General features: G+C 69.5%; 20 protein-coding genes. 10 read left to right on the forward strand and 10 right to left on the reverse strand.

Annotated features, from left to right (window positions below; all coding sequences use genetic code 11):
* Nucleotides 1-38: 38 nt before the first annotated feature.
* From FPZ12_RS20970 to FPZ12_RS21000, 7 genes are all read right to left on the reverse strand, one after another.
* On the reverse strand, nt 39-662 hold the full coding sequence (locus FPZ12_RS20970; protein WP_166462846.1) for a TetR/AcrR family transcriptional regulator: 624 nt from the start codon (nt 660-662) through the stop codon (nt 39-41).
* A gap of 116 nt (nt 663-778) precedes the next feature.
* The gene (locus FPZ12_RS20975; RefSeq protein WP_144756357.1) at nt 779-1,282 is read right to left on the reverse strand and encodes an HtaA domain-containing protein; all 504 of its coding nucleotides are present in this window, start codon (nt 1,280-1,282) and stop codon (nt 779-781) included.
* Between the two features lie 65 nt (nt 1,283-1,347).
* Nucleotides 1,348-2,307, reverse strand: coding sequence for an NADPH:quinone oxidoreductase family protein (locus FPZ12_RS20980; RefSeq protein WP_144756359.1), 960 nt, complete (start codon nt 2,305-2,307; stop codon nt 1,348-1,350).
* A gap of 50 nt (nt 2,308-2,357) precedes the next feature.
* Nucleotides 2,358-2,780 (reverse strand): MarR family winged helix-turn-helix transcriptional regulator, encoded by a 423-nt coding sequence (locus tag FPZ12_RS20985; protein WP_208025935.1) that lies wholly within the window; start codon nt 2,778-2,780, stop codon nt 2,358-2,360.
* A 31-nt stretch (nt 2,781-2,811) separates the two neighbouring features.
* On the reverse strand, nt 2,812-4,041 hold the full coding sequence (locus FPZ12_RS20990) for an MFS transporter (protein WP_144756361.1): 1,230 nt from the start codon (nt 4,039-4,041) through the stop codon (nt 2,812-2,814).
* 69 nt (nt 4,042-4,110) lie between these two features.
* A complete protein-coding gene (gene dapA, locus FPZ12_RS20995; RefSeq protein WP_144756363.1) occupies nt 4,111-5,046 on the reverse strand; it encodes a 4-hydroxy-tetrahydrodipicolinate synthase in 936 nt (311 codons plus the stop codon).
* Nucleotides 5,047-5,055: 9 nt separating this feature from the next.
* Entirely contained in the window at nt 5,056-5,751 is a 696-nt protein-coding gene (locus FPZ12_RS21000) for an RraA family protein (RefSeq protein WP_144756365.1), read from the reverse strand.
* Between the two features lie 43 nt (nt 5,752-5,794).
* On the opposite strand from FPZ12_RS21000, the gene FPZ12_RS21005 reads away from it, so the two are divergent.
* Nucleotides 5,795-6,694 (forward strand): LysR family transcriptional regulator, encoded by a 900-nt coding sequence (locus FPZ12_RS21005; protein WP_144756367.1) that lies wholly within the window; start codon nt 5,795-5,797, stop codon nt 6,692-6,694.
* Between the two features lie 11 nt (nt 6,695-6,705).
* Here the strand turns inward: FPZ12_RS21005 and FPZ12_RS21010 are convergent, their stop codons facing one another.
* The 3 genes from FPZ12_RS21010 to FPZ12_RS21020 are packed head-to-tail and all read right to left on the reverse strand — an operon-like array spanning nt 6,706 to nt 9,329.
* Nucleotides 6,706-8,037 carry an MFS transporter gene (locus FPZ12_RS21010; RefSeq protein ID WP_144756369.1) on the reverse strand — a complete coding sequence of 444 codons (1,332 nt, stop codon included), beginning with the start codon at nt 8,035-8,037 and terminating at the stop codon, nt 6,706-6,708.
* Entirely contained in the window at nt 8,024-8,920 is an 897-nt protein-coding gene (locus FPZ12_RS21015; protein ID WP_144756370.1) for an amidohydrolase family protein, read from the reverse strand. Before FPZ12_RS21015 ends, FPZ12_RS21010 begins: the two co-directional genes overlap by 14 nt.
* On the reverse strand, nt 8,913-9,329 hold the full coding sequence (locus FPZ12_RS21020) for a RidA family protein (RefSeq protein ID WP_144756372.1): 417 nt from the start codon (nt 9,327-9,329) through the stop codon (nt 8,913-8,915). The genes FPZ12_RS21015 and FPZ12_RS21020 overlap by 8 nt, the downstream gene beginning before the upstream one ends.
* Nucleotides 9,330-9,482: 153 nt before the next feature.
* Between FPZ12_RS21020 and FPZ12_RS21025 the strand changes: the two genes are divergently transcribed.
* The 9 genes from FPZ12_RS21025 (at nt 9,483) to FPZ12_RS21065 (ending at nt 20,356) form a co-directional block, all read left to right on the forward strand.
* Nucleotides 9,483-10,343, forward strand: a complete 861-nt coding sequence (locus FPZ12_RS21025; protein WP_144756374.1) for an HpcH/HpaI aldolase family protein — start codon at nt 9,483-9,485, stop codon at nt 10,341-10,343.
* Nucleotides 10,340-11,377, forward strand: coding sequence for an amidohydrolase family protein (locus tag FPZ12_RS21030; RefSeq protein WP_144756376.1), 1,038 nt, complete (start codon nt 10,340-10,342; stop codon nt 11,375-11,377). Before FPZ12_RS21025 ends, FPZ12_RS21030 begins: the two co-directional genes overlap by 4 nt.
* Nucleotides 11,374-13,029, forward strand: coding sequence for a thiamine pyrophosphate-binding protein (locus FPZ12_RS21035; RefSeq protein WP_144756378.1), 1,656 nt, complete (start codon nt 11,374-11,376; stop codon nt 13,027-13,029). Before FPZ12_RS21030 ends, FPZ12_RS21035 begins: the two co-directional genes overlap by 4 nt.
* Nucleotides 13,029-13,886 (forward strand): substrate-binding domain-containing protein, encoded by an 858-nt coding sequence (locus FPZ12_RS21040; protein ID WP_144756380.1) that lies wholly within the window; start codon nt 13,029-13,031, stop codon nt 13,884-13,886. The genes FPZ12_RS21035 and FPZ12_RS21040 overlap by 1 nt, the downstream gene beginning before the upstream one ends.
* A complete protein-coding gene (locus FPZ12_RS21045; RefSeq protein ID WP_144756382.1) occupies nt 13,883-14,752 on the forward strand; it encodes an amidohydrolase family protein in 870 nt (289 codons plus the stop codon). Before FPZ12_RS21040 ends, FPZ12_RS21045 begins: the two co-directional genes overlap by 4 nt.
* 13 nt (nt 14,753-14,765) lie before the next feature.
* Nucleotides 14,766-15,845 carry an ABC transporter substrate-binding protein gene (locus FPZ12_RS21050; RefSeq protein WP_144756384.1) on the forward strand — a complete coding sequence of 360 codons (1,080 nt, stop codon included), beginning with the start codon at nt 14,766-14,768 and terminating at the stop codon, nt 15,843-15,845.
* A 52-nt stretch (nt 15,846-15,897) separates the two neighbouring features.
* Complete coding sequence (locus FPZ12_RS21055; protein ID WP_144756386.1) at nt 15,898-17,679, forward strand: ABC transporter permease; 1,782 nt, start codon at nt 15,898-15,900, stop codon at nt 17,677-17,679.
* Nucleotides 17,676-18,836 (forward strand): ABC transporter ATP-binding protein, encoded by a 1,161-nt coding sequence (locus tag FPZ12_RS21060; protein ID WP_144756388.1) that lies wholly within the window; start codon nt 17,676-17,678, stop codon nt 18,834-18,836. The genes FPZ12_RS21055 and FPZ12_RS21060 overlap by 4 nt, the downstream gene beginning before the upstream one ends.
* A 146-nt stretch (nt 18,837-18,982) precedes the next feature.
* The gene (locus FPZ12_RS21065) at nt 18,983-20,356 is read left to right on the forward strand and encodes an NADP-dependent succinic semialdehyde dehydrogenase (protein ID WP_208025936.1); all 1,374 of its coding nucleotides are present in this window, start codon (nt 18,983-18,985) and stop codon (nt 20,354-20,356) included.
* Nucleotides 20,357-20,403: the final 47 nt, after the last annotated feature.

Raw genomic sequence — 20,403 nt, forward strand, 5'->3', positions numbered from 1 at the left:
GGCCGGATCGGGAGCGGGAGTCGGGACTGGCGCCGGGCCTAACGCTGGCGGCGCCGGGGGTGGGCGGCGATCGAAGGCCAGAGCAGGTCGAGGCTTTCCCGGTCGCGGTCCGTCCCGTCCGTGCCGGTGCGCAGGCTGACCACGAGCTGGGCGCCGTAGATCATCGTCGCCGCGTGTTCGGTGTTCACGTCTTCGCGGACGTCGCCGCTGGCCTTCATCTCGTCGAGCAGCTCCGCGATCGCGCGGGTGCGCGGTTCGAGGACGAGCTCGTCGAGCAGCTCGTTCAGCTCCGGGATGCGCGGGCTTTCGGCGAGCAGCGTGGCGTAGAGCCGGCGGATCTCGTCATCGTCGTCCGGCCGGAGCCCGCTGAGCAGACGCAGCACTCTTTCCTTGGGCGGCAACCCATCCGGGCTCGCCGGGGCCGGGGCGCCCCGCTGCTCCAGCGCCGCGCGGACGGCGGCGACGACGAGCGCGTGCTTACTGGGCCAGCGCAGGTACATCGTGGGCCGGGTGGTGCCCGCGTCGCTCGCGATCTTCGCCAGCGACATGCCCGTGTACCCGTCCTCCACGAACCTGCGCACGGTCGCCCTGAGGATCGTCTCGTCCACGCCGGTGTCCCGCGGGCGCCCCGTTTGCGGGCGCGGGACCGATCCGGTCACCACCGGGCCTCCTCGGGCCGGCGACGACCGGCCGAAGACGCACCAGTGCTCACCACACCCCGCAGGATACTGCCCGCGTGTTCGCTTTGGCCCGATTGGTGCTTTCCGGACGAGCCGGCTCAGGCGACGGTGAAGCTGAACGTCTCGAACGGTTCGCCGGCCTGGTAGGTCTCGCCGAAGAGCTCGACGCCCTCGGGCGCGAGCCGGACATCGGTCGCGTCCCAGCGCTCGCGTCCGTCGTCCGCGACAGGCCCGGCGAGGTCGAACGTCACGAGCCGCATGTACTCGCCGCCGGCCGAGTCCGGGTTCGGCACGGTCAGCTCGCCCTTGCCGTCGATCACCGTCACCCGGGGCTCGGAGATCCGCACCGACATCATGCCGAAATGCGCGTCGAACTGGACGAGACCGCCGAACGCGAAGACCGTGCCGTTGGCGTCGGTGGCCTCGTTCTCCTTGTGCGGGAACAGGATTTCGTTGCGCTCGTTCACCCCGGCGCCACGGCTGAGGTACGCCTTGCCGTCCGGCGTGCGGGCCACGTACGCCACGAAGCTGCTCTTGATGCCCCAGGTCAGTCCGGTGAAGTCCGCGGGGGTGCCGGGCTGTGCCTCGCGGGGATCAGTCATGGTTCGGCCTCAGTTCTGCGTTCGGTTTCGTGCTAAGACAGTGCCGGGTCGCCAATATACGGCCGTCAGGGCTCGATGACGACCTTGCCCAGCACCTGACGGGTGTCCAGCCGCGCCACGGCTTCGCCCGCGTCCTCCAGCGCGTAGGTCGCCGCGATCGGCGGGTCGACCTGGCCGGATTCGAGGTAGGGCACCAGCTTTTCCCACATCTCCTGCTGGAAACCCGGTCGCTTGGCCACGAACGCGCCCCAGCCGACGCCGCGCACGTCGATGTTGTTGAGCAGCAACCGGTTCACCTTGACCGTGGGGATGTCGCCCGCGGTGAAGCCGATGACGAGCAGCCTGCCGAGCGGGCCGAGCGAACGCAGCGAGTCGGTGAACCGGTCGCCGCCGACCGGGTCGACGACAAGGTCGACGCCGCCGGTCAGCTCCTTGACCGCGTCCTTGAAACCCTCGGCCAGCACCGCCTCGTCGGAGCCGACCGACTTGACGAACTCCGCCTTCTCCGGCGTGGACACCACGGAGATCACGCGGGCGCCCATCGCCTTCGCCAGCTGGATCGTCGCGGTGCCGATCCCGCCGGCCGCGCCTTGCACCAGCACGGTTTCGCCCTCCCGGAGCTGCCCGCGCACGCCGAGCCCGAACACCATCGTCAGGTAGTTCATCGGCAGGCACGCGGCCGCGGCGAACCCGACCCGTTCCGGCAGCCGGAACACGTTCTCCACCGGCGCGGCGGCCAGCTCGGCGAACCCGCCGACCGTGGTGCTCGCGGCGACCCGGTCACCCGGCGCGAAACCCGAATCCGCCGGTGCCTCGCGGACGACCCCGGCGAGCTCGCCGCCGAGCACGAACGGGATTTCGGGCTTGTACTGGTACTTGTCCTGGGTGAGCAGCACGTCGGGGAAGTTCACCCCGGCCGCCTCGACCTCGATCAGGACCTCGCCGGGCCCGGCGGTCCTGTCCGGCACGGTCCCGATTTCGAGCGCCTTCGGTCCGTCTGTCCTCGTCACCTGTGCTGCACGCATGAGATCACCTTACGAGCCGAGCGCACGGCGGACACGTGCGCCGGTGGTGCTCACTCTTCCTGGATCTTGTGCAGGATCCGGGCCGCTTCGGCGAGGACGGTCAGCTCCTGGTCCGACAGCTTTTCCAGCCGGGACGCCATCCAGGCGTCCCGGTTCCGCTTGACGCGGCGCAGGGTTTTCGCGCCTTCGGGCGTCAGCGAGACGATCACATGCCTGCCGTCATCCGGGTCGGCGGAGCGGCTGACGTAGTCCAGGCGCTGGAGCGCGTTGATGGTCCGTGTCATGGCGGGCCCCGAGACCCTGTCCCGGTCGGCGAGCTGGGTGGCGGTGCGCGGCTGGTGTTCGAGCTGGGTCAGTACGGAGTACAGATGCGGCGCGATCTCCGCGCTGCTGTCGGCCCGCACGAGCCGGGCGATCCGCATGCAGGCGAGCCTGAGCGCGCTCGACACTTCGTACAGTTCGGACCTGCGCACAACCGCCAGCTTAGGCCACCCGCGCGGGCGGTCAGCTCAGGAAACCCCGCGCGCGCAGGACGAAGTACAGGACGAACGTCAGCACCGCCATCGCCGCCGCGCCCACGAACACCGAGCCCGTGCCCGCCGCGGACGCGAGCGCGCCGAGCGCGACGGCGCCGATCGCCTGGGACAGATCCATCGCCATGAAGAACGTGGAATTGGCCAGCCCGCGGCTTTCCCTGGCCGCCGAGAGCACCGCCATCGAGTTGAGCCCCGGCTGCACCGAACCGAAACCCAGCCCGTAGCAAGCGCCGGCGGCCATCAGCACGGGCAGGCCGGGTGACCAGGCGATCCCGAGCAGGCCCGCCGCGATCAGGGTGATGCCCGGCGCGATGATCCACACCGCGCCGAACCGCCGCTCGATCCGCCCGACGAGCAGGCGCGCCACCGCGACCGCCACCGCCGACGCGGTGTAGTACAGCCCGGCGTTCGCGATGCCGTGGCCGATCGCGTGCACCGCCATGAAGGTGTTCACCGCGGCGCCGCCGAACATCAGGAAGAACATGATCAGCGACGGCCGCCAGGCGTGCTCGTCGACGATCCTGCTCCACCACGGCCCGGCGCCGGTTTCGTCCCGCGCCCGCTCCGCCGCGCGCCGCTCGCGGTCGAGCCGCACGGCGATCTTCCGCAGCGGGAAGCGGACGAGCAGGTTCAGCACGCCGAGCGCGAAAACGACGCTGAACGCCACCCGGTAGCCGAACGCGCCGAGCAGCGTCAGCGCGAACCACGGCGCGAACAGCTGGGCGACGGTCTGCTCGATGCCGAGATAGCCGAGCCCTTCCGCCATCCGCCCTTCCGGGATGAGGTCGGTCGCCAGCGTCGTCACCGCGGTGCCGTTGAAACTGAACCCGAGGCCCTGCAAGGCGCGCACCGCGAGCAGCGCCCACACCGGCAGCGTCGGCACGTACAGGCCTGTCGCCACCATGTACAGCAACGCGCCCAGCACCATGACGATGTACCGGCCGCGGGTGTCGACCAGCCTGCCGGACAACGGCCGCACCAGTACCGCGGCGAGCATGTAGCAGGTGGTGGTCAGCCCCGCGACCGTCGTGGAAAACCCGCGCTGGACAACGTAAAGCGGGACGAGCGCGATCAGCATGAACGTGCAGATACGCAGCAGCCCGTTCGCGACCATCAGGCTGACGAAGGGGACCGTGAAGATCCGGCCCGCCCCTTCCGCGCCGGCCCGCGGCGAGCCCGGCGCCAGTCCCCGCGTCACGATACTTACCCTAGGTCATTAACCGAGTGAAGTAAATGCCTCCTGTTCCGTCCTCAATGGACGGTTCGCTCAGCGGGCCGGATTTCCCGGACGGGGGAGCAGATCCGCGCCCTCGGCCAGCAGCTTTTCGACCTTGACCTTGCCTTCGCCGGTGAGTGGGACCAGCGGCGGGCGGACGAAACCGGATGCGATGCGGCCTTCCCTGGCCAGCGCCCATTTGAGCGGCGCCGGGTTGGTCTCGACGAACAGCAGGTCGGCCAGCGGGTGCAGGCCGAAGTGCAGCTCGCGCGCCCGGGCGTGCTCTCCGCTTTCCCAGGCTTCGTACATCCCCGCGACCGCCGCCGGGGCCAGGTTGGCGACCGCGCTGATGAAGCCGACGCCGCCGAGTGCCAGCAGGGGGAGGCACAGCAGTTCGATGCCGGACCAGACCAGCAGGTCCGGCCCGCAGGCGTGCAGCACGCGGGAGAAATGCGCGAAGTCCTTGGTGGTCTCCTTGATCCCGACGACGTTGTCGAAGTCGCGGTGCAGCCGGGCGACCGTTTCCGGCGCGATCTCCACCGCCGTGCGTGACGGCACGTTGTAGATCACCACGGGCAGCTCGGGGAATTCGCGGGCGACGGTCGCGTACCAGTTGTAGAGGCCCAGCTGGGTGGGCTGCGCGTAGTAGGGCGTGATGATGAGTACGGCGTCCGCGCCGGCGTCGCGGGCGATCGCGGTCAGTTCGAGGGTTTCGTCGAGTTTGGCGCTGCCGGTGCCGGGCAGGAAGGGCACCCGGTCGTCGACCGCGGCCGCGACCGTGCGGATCGCGTCGGCCCGCTCGGCGAGCGTCTGCGCGCCGGGTTCACCGGTCGAGCCGCCGAGCGAGATGGCGTGCGATCCGTGGCCCAGCTGGAAATCGACCAGGCCGCGTAGGCTGTCGTGGTCGACGGAGCCGTCGGCGTGGAACGGGGTGACCAAGGGAGCGATCGAGCCGCGCAGCCGGGCGGGATCGTTACGGAACTTCACGGTGTTCTCCTAGTTGTTGGTGAGCCATTCGTCGTAGCGGTTCCGCCAGGTGGGGCCGAGCGGGTAGAGGCCTTCGATTCCGGCGCCCGCGGCCACCTGTTCGGCGATGAACCGCTCCTGGCGCTCCTGCTCGATCGCGGCGTCGAGTACTTCGCGTACCAGCGATGGTGGGATGACCAGCACGCCGTCGTCGTCGCCGGCGAGCCAGTCGCCGGGGAGCACGGCCGCGCCGCCGCAAGCGACGGGAACGTCGATGTCCCAAGGCACATGCCGCCGCCCGAGTACCGCCGGGTGCGCCCCGCCGTGGAACACCGGGATGCCGAGTTCCGCGACGACCGCCGCGTCTCGCAGGCCGCCGTCGGTGACGATGGCCGCCGCCCCGAGCACTTCGGCGCGTTTGGCGAGGATGTCGCCGATCGTGCCGCTGCCGCGTTCTCCGCGAGCCTCCATGACGAGGACCTCGCCGTCGCCCAGCGACTCGATCGCCCGCTTCTGGGCGTTGAAACCGCCACCCCGTTCGGCGAACAGGTCTTCGCGGTGCGGCAGGTACCGCAGCGTGCGGGCGCGCCCGGCGAAGCGTGCGCCCGGCTTGGCCGGGTACACGCCGTCGACGGTGACGTTGTTGAGCCCGCGCTGCCGCAACTGCGCCGACAGCGTGGCCACGGAAACCGTGGTCAGTCCGGTGCGGACGTCGTCATCCGCCATGCTCGGCCGCCTTTCTCACGGAAGGGATTGCTAAATTCGGGGCATGAATATCGACTTCGCGTTGCTGCGCTCGTTCGTGGTGCTGGCCGAGGAGCTGCACTTCGCGCGCGCCGCGGAGCGCCTGTACATCGAGCAGCCGGCGTTGAGTCAGCGGATCCGCCGCCTCGAGCGCAGGATCGAGGTCCAGCTGTTCGACCGCGACACCCGCAATGTCCGGTTGACGCCCGCGGGAGTGGAGTTCCTCAAGGACATCCGGGACGTACTGGAGCGGTTCGACGCGGCCGTCGCGCGGGCGCAGGAGACGGCGTCCGGCGATCGCGGCACCATCCGCGTGGCTTACACGTTCAGCGTGGGCTACGAGACGCTGCCGGTGCTGCTCGCCGGTCTCGACGCCGGTTCCGGGCTGCAGGCCGAAGCGCTGGAGCTGTGGGAGAACGACGTCCTGGACGCCGTGCGCCGCCGCAGGCAGGACGTCGGACTGGTGCGGTACGACCCCGTCGACCCGGAGCTCGCCTCGGTGCTGATCCGCCGCGAGCGGCTGGTTCTCGCGGTACCGCACGGACATCGGCTCGCCACGACGACGGAGGTGTCGCTGGCCGGGCTGTCCGAAGAGCAGTTCGTGATCATCCCGCGCACCGTGGCGCCCGGCTATCACGCGGTGATCGAGAAGGTGTTCGCCAAGGCCGGGTTCGAGCCCGAGACCGTCGCGAACGCCGTCCCCGGCAGCCGTGTCATGGCGGATCTGCAGCGCAACAACGCGGTCGCCCTGCTGCCTTCTTCCGCCCAGCGCGTTCACCCTGAAGGCGTCGCCGCCTTCCTGCGGATCGAAGAGGACTTCGCGAACCTGCCCGTCCGGTTGATCCACCGGGAGGACGCGAGCACGGCCGTGCGGGCCTTCGCCGACCGGGCACAGCAGATCGCCCGCGAGCGCGGCTGGCTTTAGCGCGCCGCCCCTCACGACGGCGTGGGGTTGTTCAGCGCGCCACGGGTTTCCGCGGACCTGGCCACCGAGACGAGGAACACGACGGAAATGGCCAGGCTGAGCACGATCAGGGTCGGTAGCATGGATCCGGTGTCCGGGCTGACGGCCGTCACGAGCGTGGGCATCATCCCGCCGAGGCCGTACCCGACCGTCCACGTGAACGCGGTCGCCGTGGACCGGATTTCCGTCGGGAACCGCTCGTTCAGGAAGATGATCAACGGCGAGGTGACCGCCCCGGACACCACGACCATCAGGAACCCGCCGAGCAGCAGGACGGCCGTGCCCGGTTCGGCGAGCGCGTCGAGCAGGACGTAGGTGCCGGGGATGCACACCAGCGCCGCCGCCCCGGACACGAGGAGAACCTTGCGCCGCCCGGCATGCTGGCTCAGGTGCCCGCCGATCGCGCCGATCAGCACGCCGCCGATCATGGTGATCAGCATGAGCGAACTGGCCGTGCGCTGGTCCACTTTGAACACTTGTTTGTAGACGGTCGGCAGGATGCCGGTGGTCACGTAGTAGGCGGCCGAACCGGTGAACACGATGACGATGCTGCTGAGCACGCGGCCACGCCACTGCTTCGAGAACAGGACGTGCCCGGGTCGCCCGGTCGCCGCGCTCTCACGATTTTGCCGCCACAGCGGCGATTCCTCGGTCTTGCGGAGGAGCGCGTAGTTCAGGACCGAGGCGACGAGTCCGAAGACGAACACCAGCCGCCAGCCCCAGGCCGCGAACGCCGGTTCCCCGAGCACGGCGACGAGGACGAGGATCGCCACGTTGATCACGGCGACGCCGAGGCTCGCGCCGCCGCCCTTGATGATCCCCGACGTGAGGCCGCGGAAGCGTTCCGGCACGCTTTCGGTGGCCAGCGTGTGGGTGGACGCGGTGATGCCGCCGATGAACACCCCTTGCACGACTCGCATCAGGATCAGGCCGATCGGCGCGAGCAGCCCGATCGTCCCGATGCCCGGCAGCAGCCCCAGCAAGGCCGTAGCGACCCCGCTGCCGAGTACGGCGATGGCCATCGAACGACGCCGTCCCGCGCGGTCGGCCAGCGAACCGAACAGCAGCGAGCCCAGCGGCCGGACGACGAGGCTGATCCCGAACGAGGCGTAGGTGGCGGTCAGCGCCAGCATCGGCTTTTCGGCCGGGAAGAACGCTTTCGACACGGCGGAAGCGACGTTCAGGACCACCATCAGGTCCAGGATGTCGATCGTCCACCCGACCGTCGCGACGGCGATGACGTGCACGTCCCGCCGGCGCAGCCGGGTTTCCTCCCGGACCTCCGTGCGTTCACTCGCGACCATCGCCGCCACCGTCGGCGAACCCGAAGACCTTCGCCGGATTCGTGACCAGGATCTGCTTCCGGGTCGCTTCGTCGGGCGCGTAGCGCGCGAACAGGTCGAGCAGCTCCCCGTCGTTCGGGACGGGAACGGGGCGGATCGGATGCGGCCAGTCGCTGGCCCACAGCATGCGGTCCGGCGCACGCCGGATGTACTCGCGCGCGTACGCGACGGCGTCGTCCCACGGGTGGCCTTCGGCTTCGGCGCGTTTGTCGCCGTTGGACAGCAGCATCCACCAGTTGCCGGCGTCGAGCAGGTCCAGCATCTTCTTGAACCGGGGATCGGCGAGGCCGCGGTGGTACTGCAGCGGTCCCATGTGGTCGACGATGATGTCGGCGGCGACGCCGTCGAACAGCGAGGTCACCTCGTCCGGGTCCAGGTCGACCAGCTGCAGCTTGAAGTACCAGCCGAGCTCGGTGACCCGCTTGATCGTCCGCCGGATCTCGTCCGGGGCGAGCCTGCTGGCGGTGAGCTTCGGGTGGAAGTTGAACCGCGCGCCGCGGATGCCAGCCGCGTGCATGGCGGCGAGCTGGTCGTCGGACACCGAATCGTCGACGCGCCCGCAGCCCCGGTACCCGCTGCCCGCCGTCGCCAGCGCCTCGATGAGCGCGGAGTGGTCGGTGCCGTACGCGGTGGGCTGCACGATCACGCCGCGGTCGATCCCGGGCGTCTTGTGCATCCGCAGCATCGCTTCCACGGTGGCGTCGTAGGCGACGTAAGCGGCGTCCGGCCGCACCGGAAAACGGTCCCGATCGCCGAAAACGTGCACCTGGCCGTCACACGAACCGGCGGGAAGCCGCCATTCCGGCGCGCGTGTCTCCGGATCGAAGGTCCCGTATTCAACCATGAATTCCTCCCTCGGCCGCGTCCCCGACAACTGCGACGACGGCGCACTGGATCCGGATGTGCGGACGGTTCGTGCCGGTGGAGACCTGCCGCGCCGGGCGCCGCGCGGGGTCCGGGAACAGCGCGCACCACTGCTCGTTGAGCACCGCCCGGTCGGCGGATTCCCCCAGCTGGATGTCGAACTTCGCGACGTCGTCCAGTGAGCCGCCCGCCGCGGTCAGCACCGCGCCCACGCTGGTGAACATCCGCTCGCACTCGTCGGCGAACTCCGCGGGAAAGCTCGCGGGATCAGCCCCGTTCTCGCCGCCGTGAATTACGCCGGTGAACAAAAGACCCCCGAGACGGCAGCCCGCCGGAATGGGATTTTCGTGGGAGAACCCCTCGATGTAAATGCTTTCGCGTCGATCCACGCGGAAAACGCTAAATGGCGGCCGGGCCCGCGGCCAAGACGCACCGGCGGCTGATTTATGCACGGGCGTGATGGGTGCGATTGATGCATCTTGTGCATCAGTACGTCGCGGATGTGCCTTGAGCACGGCCGGGGCCGAACTTAGGTTTGTCCCATGTCCACATTCGACGGTCCCGCGACGGCGCGGTTGAACGGCGTGATCGCGTGCCTCGAACGCGGTGTGCCGGCGTTCGGCACCTTCGCCGCGGCCGAGCCCGCTGCCGCGATTTCCCTGCGCGGCACCGATTACGACATGGTCCTGTTCGAGACCGAGCACAAGCCGTGGGATCCGCCCCGGCTGCGCGACGCGCTCCAGTACCTGGTGGACCGCCGGCAGGTGCACCAGGCGGCGGGGCTCGCCCCGGCGACGACGCCGTTCGCCCGGATTCCGCCCAACGGCGCGGAGTATTCGCAGTGGCACGCCAAACAGGCCCTCGATCTCGGTGCCTACGCGGTGGTCTGGCCGCACGTCGACACCGTCGAAGAAGCCCGCAACGCGGTCGCCGCCTGCCGCTATCCCAGCCCCGGCAATGGGGGAGCGCGCGGCGACAGTCCCGCGTGGGCGGCGCAGTACTGGGGAATCACGGTCGCCGAGTACTACGAGCGCGCGGATGTCTGGCCGCTGGCGCCCCAGGGCGAGATCCTGGTCGGGCTGATGATCGAAAGCGTCCGCGCGGTCGGGAACCTCGACGACATCCTGCGCGAGGTGCCCGGCATCGGGTTCGTGATGGTCGGCGAAGGCGACCTCAGCCAGGAGCTGGACCTCCCGCGCCAGTACGAACATCCGGCCGTGATGGCGTACAAACAGCGGATCCTCGACGTCTGTGCCGCGCGGGGGGTGGCGGTCGCGCACCCGCACGTGACGGAGAAGAACGTCGACGAGGTCGTCGAACAGGGATACCGGCTGCTGTTCACGGCGCCGGTGGTCAGCCACCCCGGCCTGGTGCGCGGCCGGGCGATCACGGGCCGGTCATGACCGCGGCTTACGTGGACTGCCACGTCCACTTCACCAGCGTGCCGCCGGCGCTGAAACACTGGCGGAACCGGCAGATCACCGAGTTCGAGCAGCACGGACGGCGGTGGTCTCCCGCCGAACTGGAGATCTCCGACGACGAGCTGCGCCACGCCCTGGCGGACGGCCCGATCGCGCTGCAGGCCGAGTACGGGATAGATCTGTCGTTGCTCTCGCCCATCGCGGGCCTGATGGCGCACCACTACGGCGACCAGGAGACCAGCGTCGCCTGGAGCCGGTTGAGCAACGACCTGATCCACCGGGCCTGCCGGCTTTTTCCCGGAAACTTCGCCGGGGTGTGCCAGCTGCCGCAGTCCCCGGGCGGGGACATCGACGCCTGCGTGACGGAGTTACGACGCTGTGTCAACGAACTGGGATTCGTGGGCTGCAACCTGAATCCCGATCCCTCCGACGGGCACTGGCAGGCGCCGCCGATCACGGATCCGTACTACTACCCGCTTTTCGCCGCGATGGTGGAGCTGGGCGTGCCGGCGATGGTGCACGCCTCGATGTCGGCCAACCCGGCCGTGCAGGGCACCTGCGCCCATTACCTCAACGCCGACACCACGGTGTTCATGCAGCTGTGCCAGTCCACGCTGTTCGAGGAGTTCCCGGAGCTGCGGCTGATCCTGCCGCACGGCGGCGGAGTCGTTCCGTACCACTGGGACAGGTACCAAGGCGTCTTGTACGACCAGGGTCGCGGCGATCTGCTCGACATCCTCGGCGACAACGTCTTTTTCGACACCTGCGTCTACGGGCAGCGCGGGATGCAGCTGCTGGTGGACACCGTTCCGGCGAAGAACCTGCTCTTCGCCTCGGAAATGATCGGCGCCGTCCGGGGGACCGATCCCGCGACGGGCCGCCGCTACGACGACACCCGGTCGCTGCTGGAGTCGGCGCACGGACTGTCCGAATCGGACAGTGCCGCGATCTCGGCCGGCAACGCGCTCCGGGTTTTCCCCCGGCTGAGCCGGATTCCGACTGAGAGGACGCCATGACCAAGGTGTACGAAGCCCTCGCCGACGCGTTCGTGGCGGAAGGAACCTCCGCTGTCTTCGGCATGATGGGCGACGCCAACATGCACTGGATGAGCGCGATGGCGGAGCGCGGGCCGGAGCTGTACGACGTCCGCCACGAAGGTTCCGGCCTGACGATGGCGGACGGCTGGGCGCGCGCCACCGGCAGCCCGGGCGTCGCGTCGACGACGTGCGGCCCCGGCGTCACGCAGCTGGCGACGGCGCTGGTGTGCGCCGCCCGCGCCCGCACGCCGCTGGTCGTCTTCGCGGGTGAGGCGCCGCTGACGGACCCCGGCGACTCCCAGTACCTCGACCAGCGCAAGTTCGCCGACGCCGTCGAGTGCGAGTTCGTCTCCGTGTCCGCGCCGTCCCGCGCCCATGCCGCCGTGCAGGAGGCGTTCTTCCTGGCACGCACGAAATCCCGGCCGGTGATGATCAGCGCTCCGATGGACGTCCAGCAGGCGGAGTTCACCGGGGCGGCGGAGTACGTGCCCTCCACCGAGCTCGTCGATACCACGCCCGTGACGCCCGCGCCGCGGCGCATCCAGGAGGCCGCCGACCTCATCGCCGGGAGCGAGCGGGTGGTCATCGTCGTCGGGAAGGGCGCACGCGATCCGGAGGTGGCGGAGCTCGTCGTCCGGCTCCAGGAGGAAACCCGCGGGCTGCTGGCCACCACGCTGCAGGTCACCAACTGGCTGCGGGACCGGACGCCGTACCACGCCGGGATCGCCGGCGGCTACGGCACGAAGACCGCGCACGAGCTGATGCGCGAGGCGGACTGCGTGATCGCCATCGGTGCCAGCCTGAACCAGTACACGATCTGGCACGGACGGCTGTTCCCGAAGGCCGGCATCGTGCACCTCGACCGCGCCGAGCAGGTCGTTCCGGGCGACGGACGGCCGGTCGACTGCTACGTGCGGGGCGACGCCCGGCTGTCGCTGGAGCAGTTGATCACCGCGCTGGACGGCCGGGTCCCGGCCGGCGCCGGCTACCACACGCCTGTCGTCGCCGAACGGCTTCGCGAAGCCAAGACGTTCGAGGAGCCGTTCCACCACGAGCCCGGCAGGCTGGACCCGCGCGAGGTCGTGCTCACACTGGATCGCCTCATCCCGGAACGGCTGCCGCTCGTGCTCGGCAGCGGGCACCAGACCGATTTCGGGACCATGCTGTTCTCCCGGCCGCGCGAGGTCGTCTCCAACTACGGGCTGTTCGGCGCGATCGGCCAGGCACCGCTGCTCACCATGGGCTGGGCGCTCGGGCGCGGCAACCAGCCCACGTTCGTGGTGGAGGGCGACGCCAGTTTCATCATGCACCTGGCCGAGTTCGACACCGCCTGCCGCTACGGCTGGCCGGTGCTGATCCTGGTGATGAACGACGAGGCGCTCGGCGCCGAGTACCACAAATCCGAGGCACACGGGCTGCGCCAGGACCTGTCCGCGATCCGCTCCCCGGACCTCGGCGCGGTCGCCACCGCGATGGGCGGCCACGGCGCCACCGTGCGCACGATCGGCGACCTGGAGAAGGCGGTCGGCGAGTTCCTCGGCGACCCGAAGCCCACGGTCGTAGACATGCGCATCACCCGCGAGGTGATGAGCGTGCCGTTCCGGCGGCTCTGGCGCGGGGAGGAGGTCTGATGAGGCGCCTCACCGCCGCCCTGCGCCGGTACCCCCACACGGCGCCGTTGCTCGACGGCGGCCTGCTCGACGCCGCGGACATCGACCCGATCCACGAAGCCTTCGCGCCGATGGTCCGGTCGCTGCGGTACGACGTCAGCGAGCTCGCCGTCGCCACGCTGCTGCAGGCGTTCGAAGCCGGGGTGGCGATCGCCGCCCTGCCGGTGGTGCTGCTCGGGAACTTCCCGCATCGCGCGCTTTACGTGTGGGGCAACGGAAAACACGTCGAACCCGCGGACCTCGCCGGTCGCCGCGTCGGCGTGCGCGCCTACAGCCAGACCACGGGGTTGTGGGCACGCGGGATCCTCGAGGACACCTACGGAGTGTCCTCCCGCGACGTCACCTGGGTCACCACCGAGGGCCCGCACGTCGCCACCGCGAAGGACCCGGCCAACGTCGAGCGGACCTCCGGCAACCTCGTCGACGCGCTGCGCGGCGGTGATCTCGCGTCGATCGTGCTGGGCGCCCCGTTCGCGGCCAAAGTGGACGGACTGGCCCCGCTGATCCGGGATTGGGAGTCACGGCAAGAGAAGTTCTATGCCGAGCGCGGATGGGTTCCCGCCAACCATCTCGTCGTCGTGCGTCGCGACCTTCTGCGCTCTGAACCGGACCTCGTCCGAGCTGTCTACAGTGGACTCACGGCGGGCATCGACGGCGGCGCCGCGACCCGCGCCGTCCGGTACGGCCTCAGTCCGGGGTTGCTCGACATGCTGCGCACGGCGATCCGGTACGCGCATGACCAGGAAATCATCCGGCGCGAGTTCGACGCCCGCGAGCTCTTCGCCGACTTCGAAAAGTTCGTGAGTGAGGATCAATGACGACCTTCTCCTTCGACACCCACACCCACGCCATTTCCCCCGACACCGCCACCTATCCCGTGAGCCCGCTCGGCGGAGTCCGGTCCGGCTGGTCGCAAACCCGCCCCGTGACGGGGGACGAGCTGATCGGCCACCTCGACGACGCGGGCGTGCAGTGGGCCGCGCTGGTGCAGGCGTCGACCGTGTACGGCTACGACAACCGTTACGCCGCAGACGTTCTGGCCCGCCATCCCGGCCGCCTGGTCGGTGTCTGCTCGGTCGATTTCCTGTCCGGCTCGGCGGTGGACGAGCTGCGGTACTGGATCGGGGAACGGGGTTTCCGCGGCACCCGCGTCCGCATCGCCGACGGTGACACGAAAGTCACCGCCCCCGGCGCGGGATTGACCGACGAGCGGATGGCGGCCGTCTGGGAGTACCTCGAAGGTCACGGCATTCCGTTGTGCGTGCAGATGCACTCCAAGAACACGCCGGAACTGCTGAAGGTGCTGGGTGACCACCCCACGATGACGGTCGTCTTGGACCACGCCGGGCGCCCCGACGCTTCGGGCGCGCCGGAGTACCCGATGCTCGGCGAGATCGAGCAGCTCGCGGATTTCGCCGGGGTCCACCTCAAGATCACCCCCAGCGCGTTGCGGCGGCTGGACAACGAGCCCGGCGCCGACGTCACCCACGTGCTGCGGCGGCTGGCGGCGAAGTTCGGGACCGGCAGGCTGATGTGGGGCTCGGACTTCCCTGCCACCCAAGGAACGCTGCGGCAGTCACGGGAGCTGATCGAAAGCCGGCTGTCCTGGCTGGCCGGGGACGAGCGCCGGGCGGTGCTCGGCCGCAACGCGGCGCGCGTCTACGGCGTGCCGGTCTCGGAATAAGGCGGAGGAAACGATGCGAACGGCAAAGACGCCGCTACGCCGGGGGCTCGCGCTCGCCGGAGCGCTGCTGGTCCTGCTCGGTGTCACGACCGCCTGTGGCGGCGAACTCGAAACGGCCAGCCTGCCGTCCACAATGGACGAACTCGTCAAACAGGCGAAGGAGGAGGGCAAGGTCACCTGGATGGCGGCCAAGCCCCGCCAGCAGATGCAGCCGCTGATCGACCTGTTCGAGCAGACGTATCCCGGGATCGAGGTCAAGTACACCGAAACCAAGGCGCCCAACGAAGCCAGCCAGCTCAACGTGCAGCAGGCGGCCCGGCGGGTGTCGGTCGACGTGGCCAACGCCGTGGGCCAGACCGTGGTCCCGTCCGTCCCGATGGCCGACAGCATCGACTGGGCCCGCTACGGCGTCACCTCCGACGCCATCTTCGAGAAGAACTTCGTCTATACCTGGGCTTCCCCCAAGGTGTGGGTCTACAACACCGCGAAGATCCAGCCCGCCGAAGTGCCGAAAACCTGGGACGAGCTGCTGCGGCCACGGTGGGCCGGCGGCGTCGTCGCGGCGGACTCCCCGGCGCAGTTCATGACCGTGTGGGGCCTGGACCCGTCGATGGGCAACGCCAAGGCACTCGACTGGGCCACGAAGTTCGCCGCGCAGACCCCGCACTACACGCCGACGGTCAACGAGGCCGAGGCGCTCGTGGAGTCCGGGCAGGTCAGCATCGGCACCAGCCTCGTCAACCTGGTGTTGCAGGCGAAGGCCAAGGGCGCGCCCGTCGACATCGCGCCACTCTCGCCCACCAGCGCGAGCGAGGCGTACCTGTACGTGCCGAAAGGCGCCCCGCATCCGGCGGCCGGTGTGCTGCTGACTTCCTTCCTGTCCTCGGAAAAGGCGCAGCAAGCGCTCGCCAAGAGCTACAACTCGCGGGTGCCCAGCAGCACCGACTGCTCGAACCCCGGCCAGAGCGCGGCGTCGCGCGCGATGTGCGCGGCGGGGCTGGAATGGTTCCCCACCCCGACGATCGGCTCCTACAAGAGCCTCACGAAATTCTTCCCCGAGGCGCAGAAAGCGCTCGGCACGAACATCGGCTGATCTTTCAGCGCGACGAGGAGGCAATGGTGCTTCACATCCCGGAGAGTCCGTCATGAGCCAGGCCGAGATCAGCGACCCGCCCGTGCAGTCGCCGGCCCGCGAGCCGAAACCACCGAAGACGCCCGCCCGGCGCGCCCGTGGCGGAAACCGCGTGGGCGGCAACCTGGTGAACCTGGTGATGATCCTGCTCATCGGTTACCTGGTGCTCGTCCCGCTGGTGATACTGGTGTACTCCAGTTTCAAGGCGTCGACGACCCAGCTTCCCTTCCAGGTACCGGGTTTCTCGCTCGACAACTTCGCCCGCGTCTTCGAGTCCAGCCAGTTCGTCTCGGTGTCGCTGAACACCGTGCTGTACGTCGTGGGCTCACTGGTCATCGCGCTCGTGCTCAGCACCGGCCTGGCCTACCTGATGGAGCGGACCGACATCCCCGGCCGCCGTTTCCTTTCCCCGATGGCCCTTTCGCCGATGGCGGTGCCGGTCACCGTGATGGCGATCGCCTGGGCGCTGGTGGCCAACCCGGTGAACGGGCCGCTCGCGGTGCTGCTGCGGGAAACCTTCGGCCTGCACATCGACATCTACTCGCTGCCGGGCATGATCCTGGTGATGGGCATCTTCGGGGTGCCCAGTATGTACCTGATGATCGCGCCCGCCTTCGCCCGGCTGAACCCCGAGCTGGAGGAGGCCGCGGCGACCGTCGGCGCGCCGCTGCGCCGCCGGCTGCGGCTGATCGTGTTCCCGCTGATCATGCCCGCCGTGTCCGCCGCGGCGATGCTGTTCGTCGTCGTGGCGCTGGAAGGCTTCGCCATCCCGGCGATTCTGGGGCTGCCCAAGCAGATCTTCGTGTTCAGCAGCCAGATCCAGTACTACGTGGAACCGCCGACCGGGCTGCCCAACTACGGTCAGGCCAGCACCTACGGCGTGCTGCTCCTCGCGGTTTCGCTGGTCATGCTGATGGTCTACCGGCGCCGCACCCGCGATGTGCACCGGTTCCGCGTGGTGGTGGGCAAGGCGTACCGCCCGTCCAGGGCGTCGCTCGGCCGCTGGCGGATCCCGATCTTCATCGTGGTCTGTGCCTACCTGTTCCTCGGGATCGGCCTGCCGATTCTCACCCTGCTCTGGACGAGTCTTTCGCCGTTCGTCCGGCCCATCGGGTGGTCCGGGTTCCCGTCGCTGACGCTGGCGAACTTCGGCCGCGTCTTCGCCGAGCCCGACATCGGGCAGACGCTGCTGAACACCGCGGTGGTCGTACTGGTGACCGCGACGGCGGCCACCGCGATCTCGACCTGGATCGCGGTCGCGGCCTCGCGCCGCCAGTTCCCCGGGAGCAAGTTCCTGTTCGAGCTCACCTCGCTGGTCTTCGGGATCCCCAGCGTGGTACTCGGGTTCGCGATCCTGTTCCTGTATGTGTTCGTGCCGGTGCCGCCGATCTACGACACGGTGTGGATCATCGTGGTCGCGCTCGTGGCCCGGTACCTCCCGCGTGGCTCGCGAATGGTCCAGACCGCGCTGCTGCAGCTCGACGACGGGCTGGTCGAATCCGCCCGCGTCACCGGCGCCCGGCCGGTCACGGTCACCAGGAGGGTGCTGCTGCCGCTGCTGCGCCCGGCGTTGCGGAAATGCTGGTTGTGGGTGTTCGCCCAGGCGCTCGGCGAACTCCCGATCGCGCTGGTGCTGACCAGCTCGGACAACCGCACGCTCGTGGTGCAGCTGTGGGACACCTTCACCTCGAGCGGGGACTACCCGACGGCCAGCGCGCTGGCCATCATCATCCTGGCCATCTCGTCCGTCGCGGTGTGGCTGGTCAACCGAGACGGCGCAGTGGAGGAAGCATGACGAACAACGTTGTTCTCGCCCCGGAAACCGCGGTCACCGAGTCGATCGTCGTCGACCGGTTGCGCAAATCCTACGAACGCCCCTCCGGTGGCGACCTCACCTACGCGATCGACGGCGTCTCCTTCGAGGTGCCGCAAGGGAAGTTCGTCACCCTGCTCGGCCCGAGCGGCTGCGGGAAGACCACCACCCTGCGTTGCGTGGCCGGGCTCGAACAGGCGCAGGAGGGCCGGATCGACCTGGGCGGCCAGGTGGTGTTCGACGCCATGGGCAAGCGTTACGTGCGGCCGGAGGACCGGCCGATCGCGATGGTGCCGCAGTCCTACGGCATCTGGCCGCATCTGAAGGTCATCGACAACGCCGCCTTTCCCTTGCGGTACGGGCGGAACCGCGGCCGGGCCAAGGACGTGCGCGAGCGCGCCCTGCGGATGCTCGACCAGGTCGGGCTCGCCGCGATGGCCGACCGCTGGGCGACGCAGCTCAGCGGTGGGCAGCAGCAGCGGCTCGCTTTCGCGCGTGCCCTCCTGTGCGAGCCCGAGGTGCTGTTGCTCGACGAGCCGCTGTCGAACCTCGACGCGAAACTGCGGGCCCAGCTGCGGCAGGAACTGCGGTCGTTCCAGGAACAGTTCGGCGTCACCGCGCTGTACGTCACGCACGACCAGTCGGAGGCACTCGCGTTGTCGGACAAGGTCATCGTGATGAACAAGGGCCGCGTCGAGCAGATCGACGAACCGCAGCGGATCTACGCCCGGCCGCGGTCGTCGTTCGTCGCCGACTTCATCGGGAGCGCCAATCTGTTCGCGGTACAGCACGTTTCCCGGCCGGGTCCGGACGGCGGCGTCGTGGCCGAGACCGGGATCGGCGCGGTGCTCTGCGGGGAATCGGCCCCCGGCGCGCGCGGCGGCGACGGCGGTTTCGTGTGCGTCCGCCCGGAAAACGTCCAGGTGCGAACGGCGGAAGGGGAGCGGCCCGCGTTGTCGGACAACGAATTCCTGGGCACGGTGGCTTCTTCGGAGTTCCTCGGCGACCGGCTCGAACTGGTGGTCCGCTCCGGGGACGTCTCGATCACCGCGTTCGCGCGGGCCGGTTTCGCGTGCAGGCCGGGGCAGGAGGTCGTCGTGGCGCTCGATCCGGGCGCGACCCGATACCTTCCCGATTGAGTGTATATACCCCGGCCCGACTCTTCTTGGGTATTCGGGGCTTGACTTGGCACGGCGGCGGACGCAAGGTGTATACAGAATTCACATGGCGCGAGTCGGTAGTGGAGGAGCCCCGTGACAGTGCCCGGACCAAGGAGGTTTCCCCGGTGATCGCGACGGTGGACCCGGCGACGGGCCGGACGGTGAAGACCTTCGAAGAGCTCGGTGCCGCCGAGATCGAGGACAAGATCGCGCGTTCCTACGAGCGGGCGAAGTCCTACCGGCACACCACTTTCGCCGAGCGGGCCCGCTGGCTCAACGCCGCGGCGGACCTGCTCGACGCCGAAGTGGACGAGGTCGCCGCGATGATGACGACCGAGATGGGCAAGACGCTGGCGTCGGCGCGGGCCGAGGTAGCCAAGTCCGCCAACGGGATCCGGTTCTACGCGGAGCACGCCGAATCGTTCCTCGCCGACGAACCGGCCGACGCGGCGAAGGTGGGCGCCGAACTCGCCTACGCCGCGTACCAGCCGCTCGGCGTCGTCCTCGCCGTCATGCCGTGGAATTACCCGCTGTGGCAGGCAGTGCGGTTCGCCGCGCCCGCGCTCATGGCGGGCAACACCGGCTTGCTCAAGCACGCGTCGAACGTGCCGCAGAGCGCGCTGTATCTGGAGGATGTCCTGCGCAGGGCCGGTTTCCCGGACGGCTGCTTCACGACCTTGCTGATCTCGTCGAAGCAGGTCGAGCCGGTGCTGCGCGATCCGCGGGTCGCCGCGGCGACGCTGACCGGGAGCGAGCCCGCGGGCCGGGCCGTGGCGGCGGTCTGCGGCGACGAGGTCAAGCACACCGTCCTCGAACTCGGCGGCAGCGACCCGTTCCTCGTGTTGCCCTCGGCCGACATCGGCCGCGCCGCGGAGGTCGCGGTGACCGCGCGGGTGCAGAACAACGGGCAGTCGTGCATCGCCGCGAAACGGTTCATCGTGCACACCGATGTCTACGACGCGTTCGCGGAGCGCTTCGTCGCGCGGATGCGGGAACTCACCGTCGGCGACCCGTTCGACGCGGGCACGCAGGTCGGCCCGCTCGCCACCGAGCAGGGCCGGGCCGAGGTGGAGGAACTGGTCGCCGACGCGGTGGCCGCGGGCGCGACGGTGTTGTGCGGCGGCAAGCCGTTGAGCGGCCCGGGGTGGTTCTACCCGCCGACGGTGATCACGGACATCACGCCCGCGATGCGGATCCACCAGGAGGAGCTGTTCGGCCCGGTCGCGTCGTTGTACCGCGCCGGCAGTCTCGACGAGGCGATCGAGCTGGCGAACGCGACGGCTTTCGGGCTCGGCGCGAGCGCGTGGACCTCGGACGCGGGGGAGCGGGCACGCCTCATCGCGGAGCTGGAGGCCGGGCAGGTGTTCATCAACGGAATGACGGCCTCCTACCCGGAGCTGCCGTTCGGCGGGGTGAAGCGCTCCGGCACCGGCCGGGAGCTGGCCGCGCACGGCATCCGCGAGTTCTGCAACGTCAAAACGGTCTGGGTCGGGGCCTGAGGTGTCCCCGACCGCGCCGGAAGTCTGTGTACTGTATTACCATTGTC

It is taken from the genome of Amycolatopsis acidicola, from assembly GCF_007713735.2.
GTDB lineage: Bacteria > Actinomycetota > Actinomycetes > Mycobacteriales > Pseudonocardiaceae > Amycolatopsis_E > Amycolatopsis_E acidicola.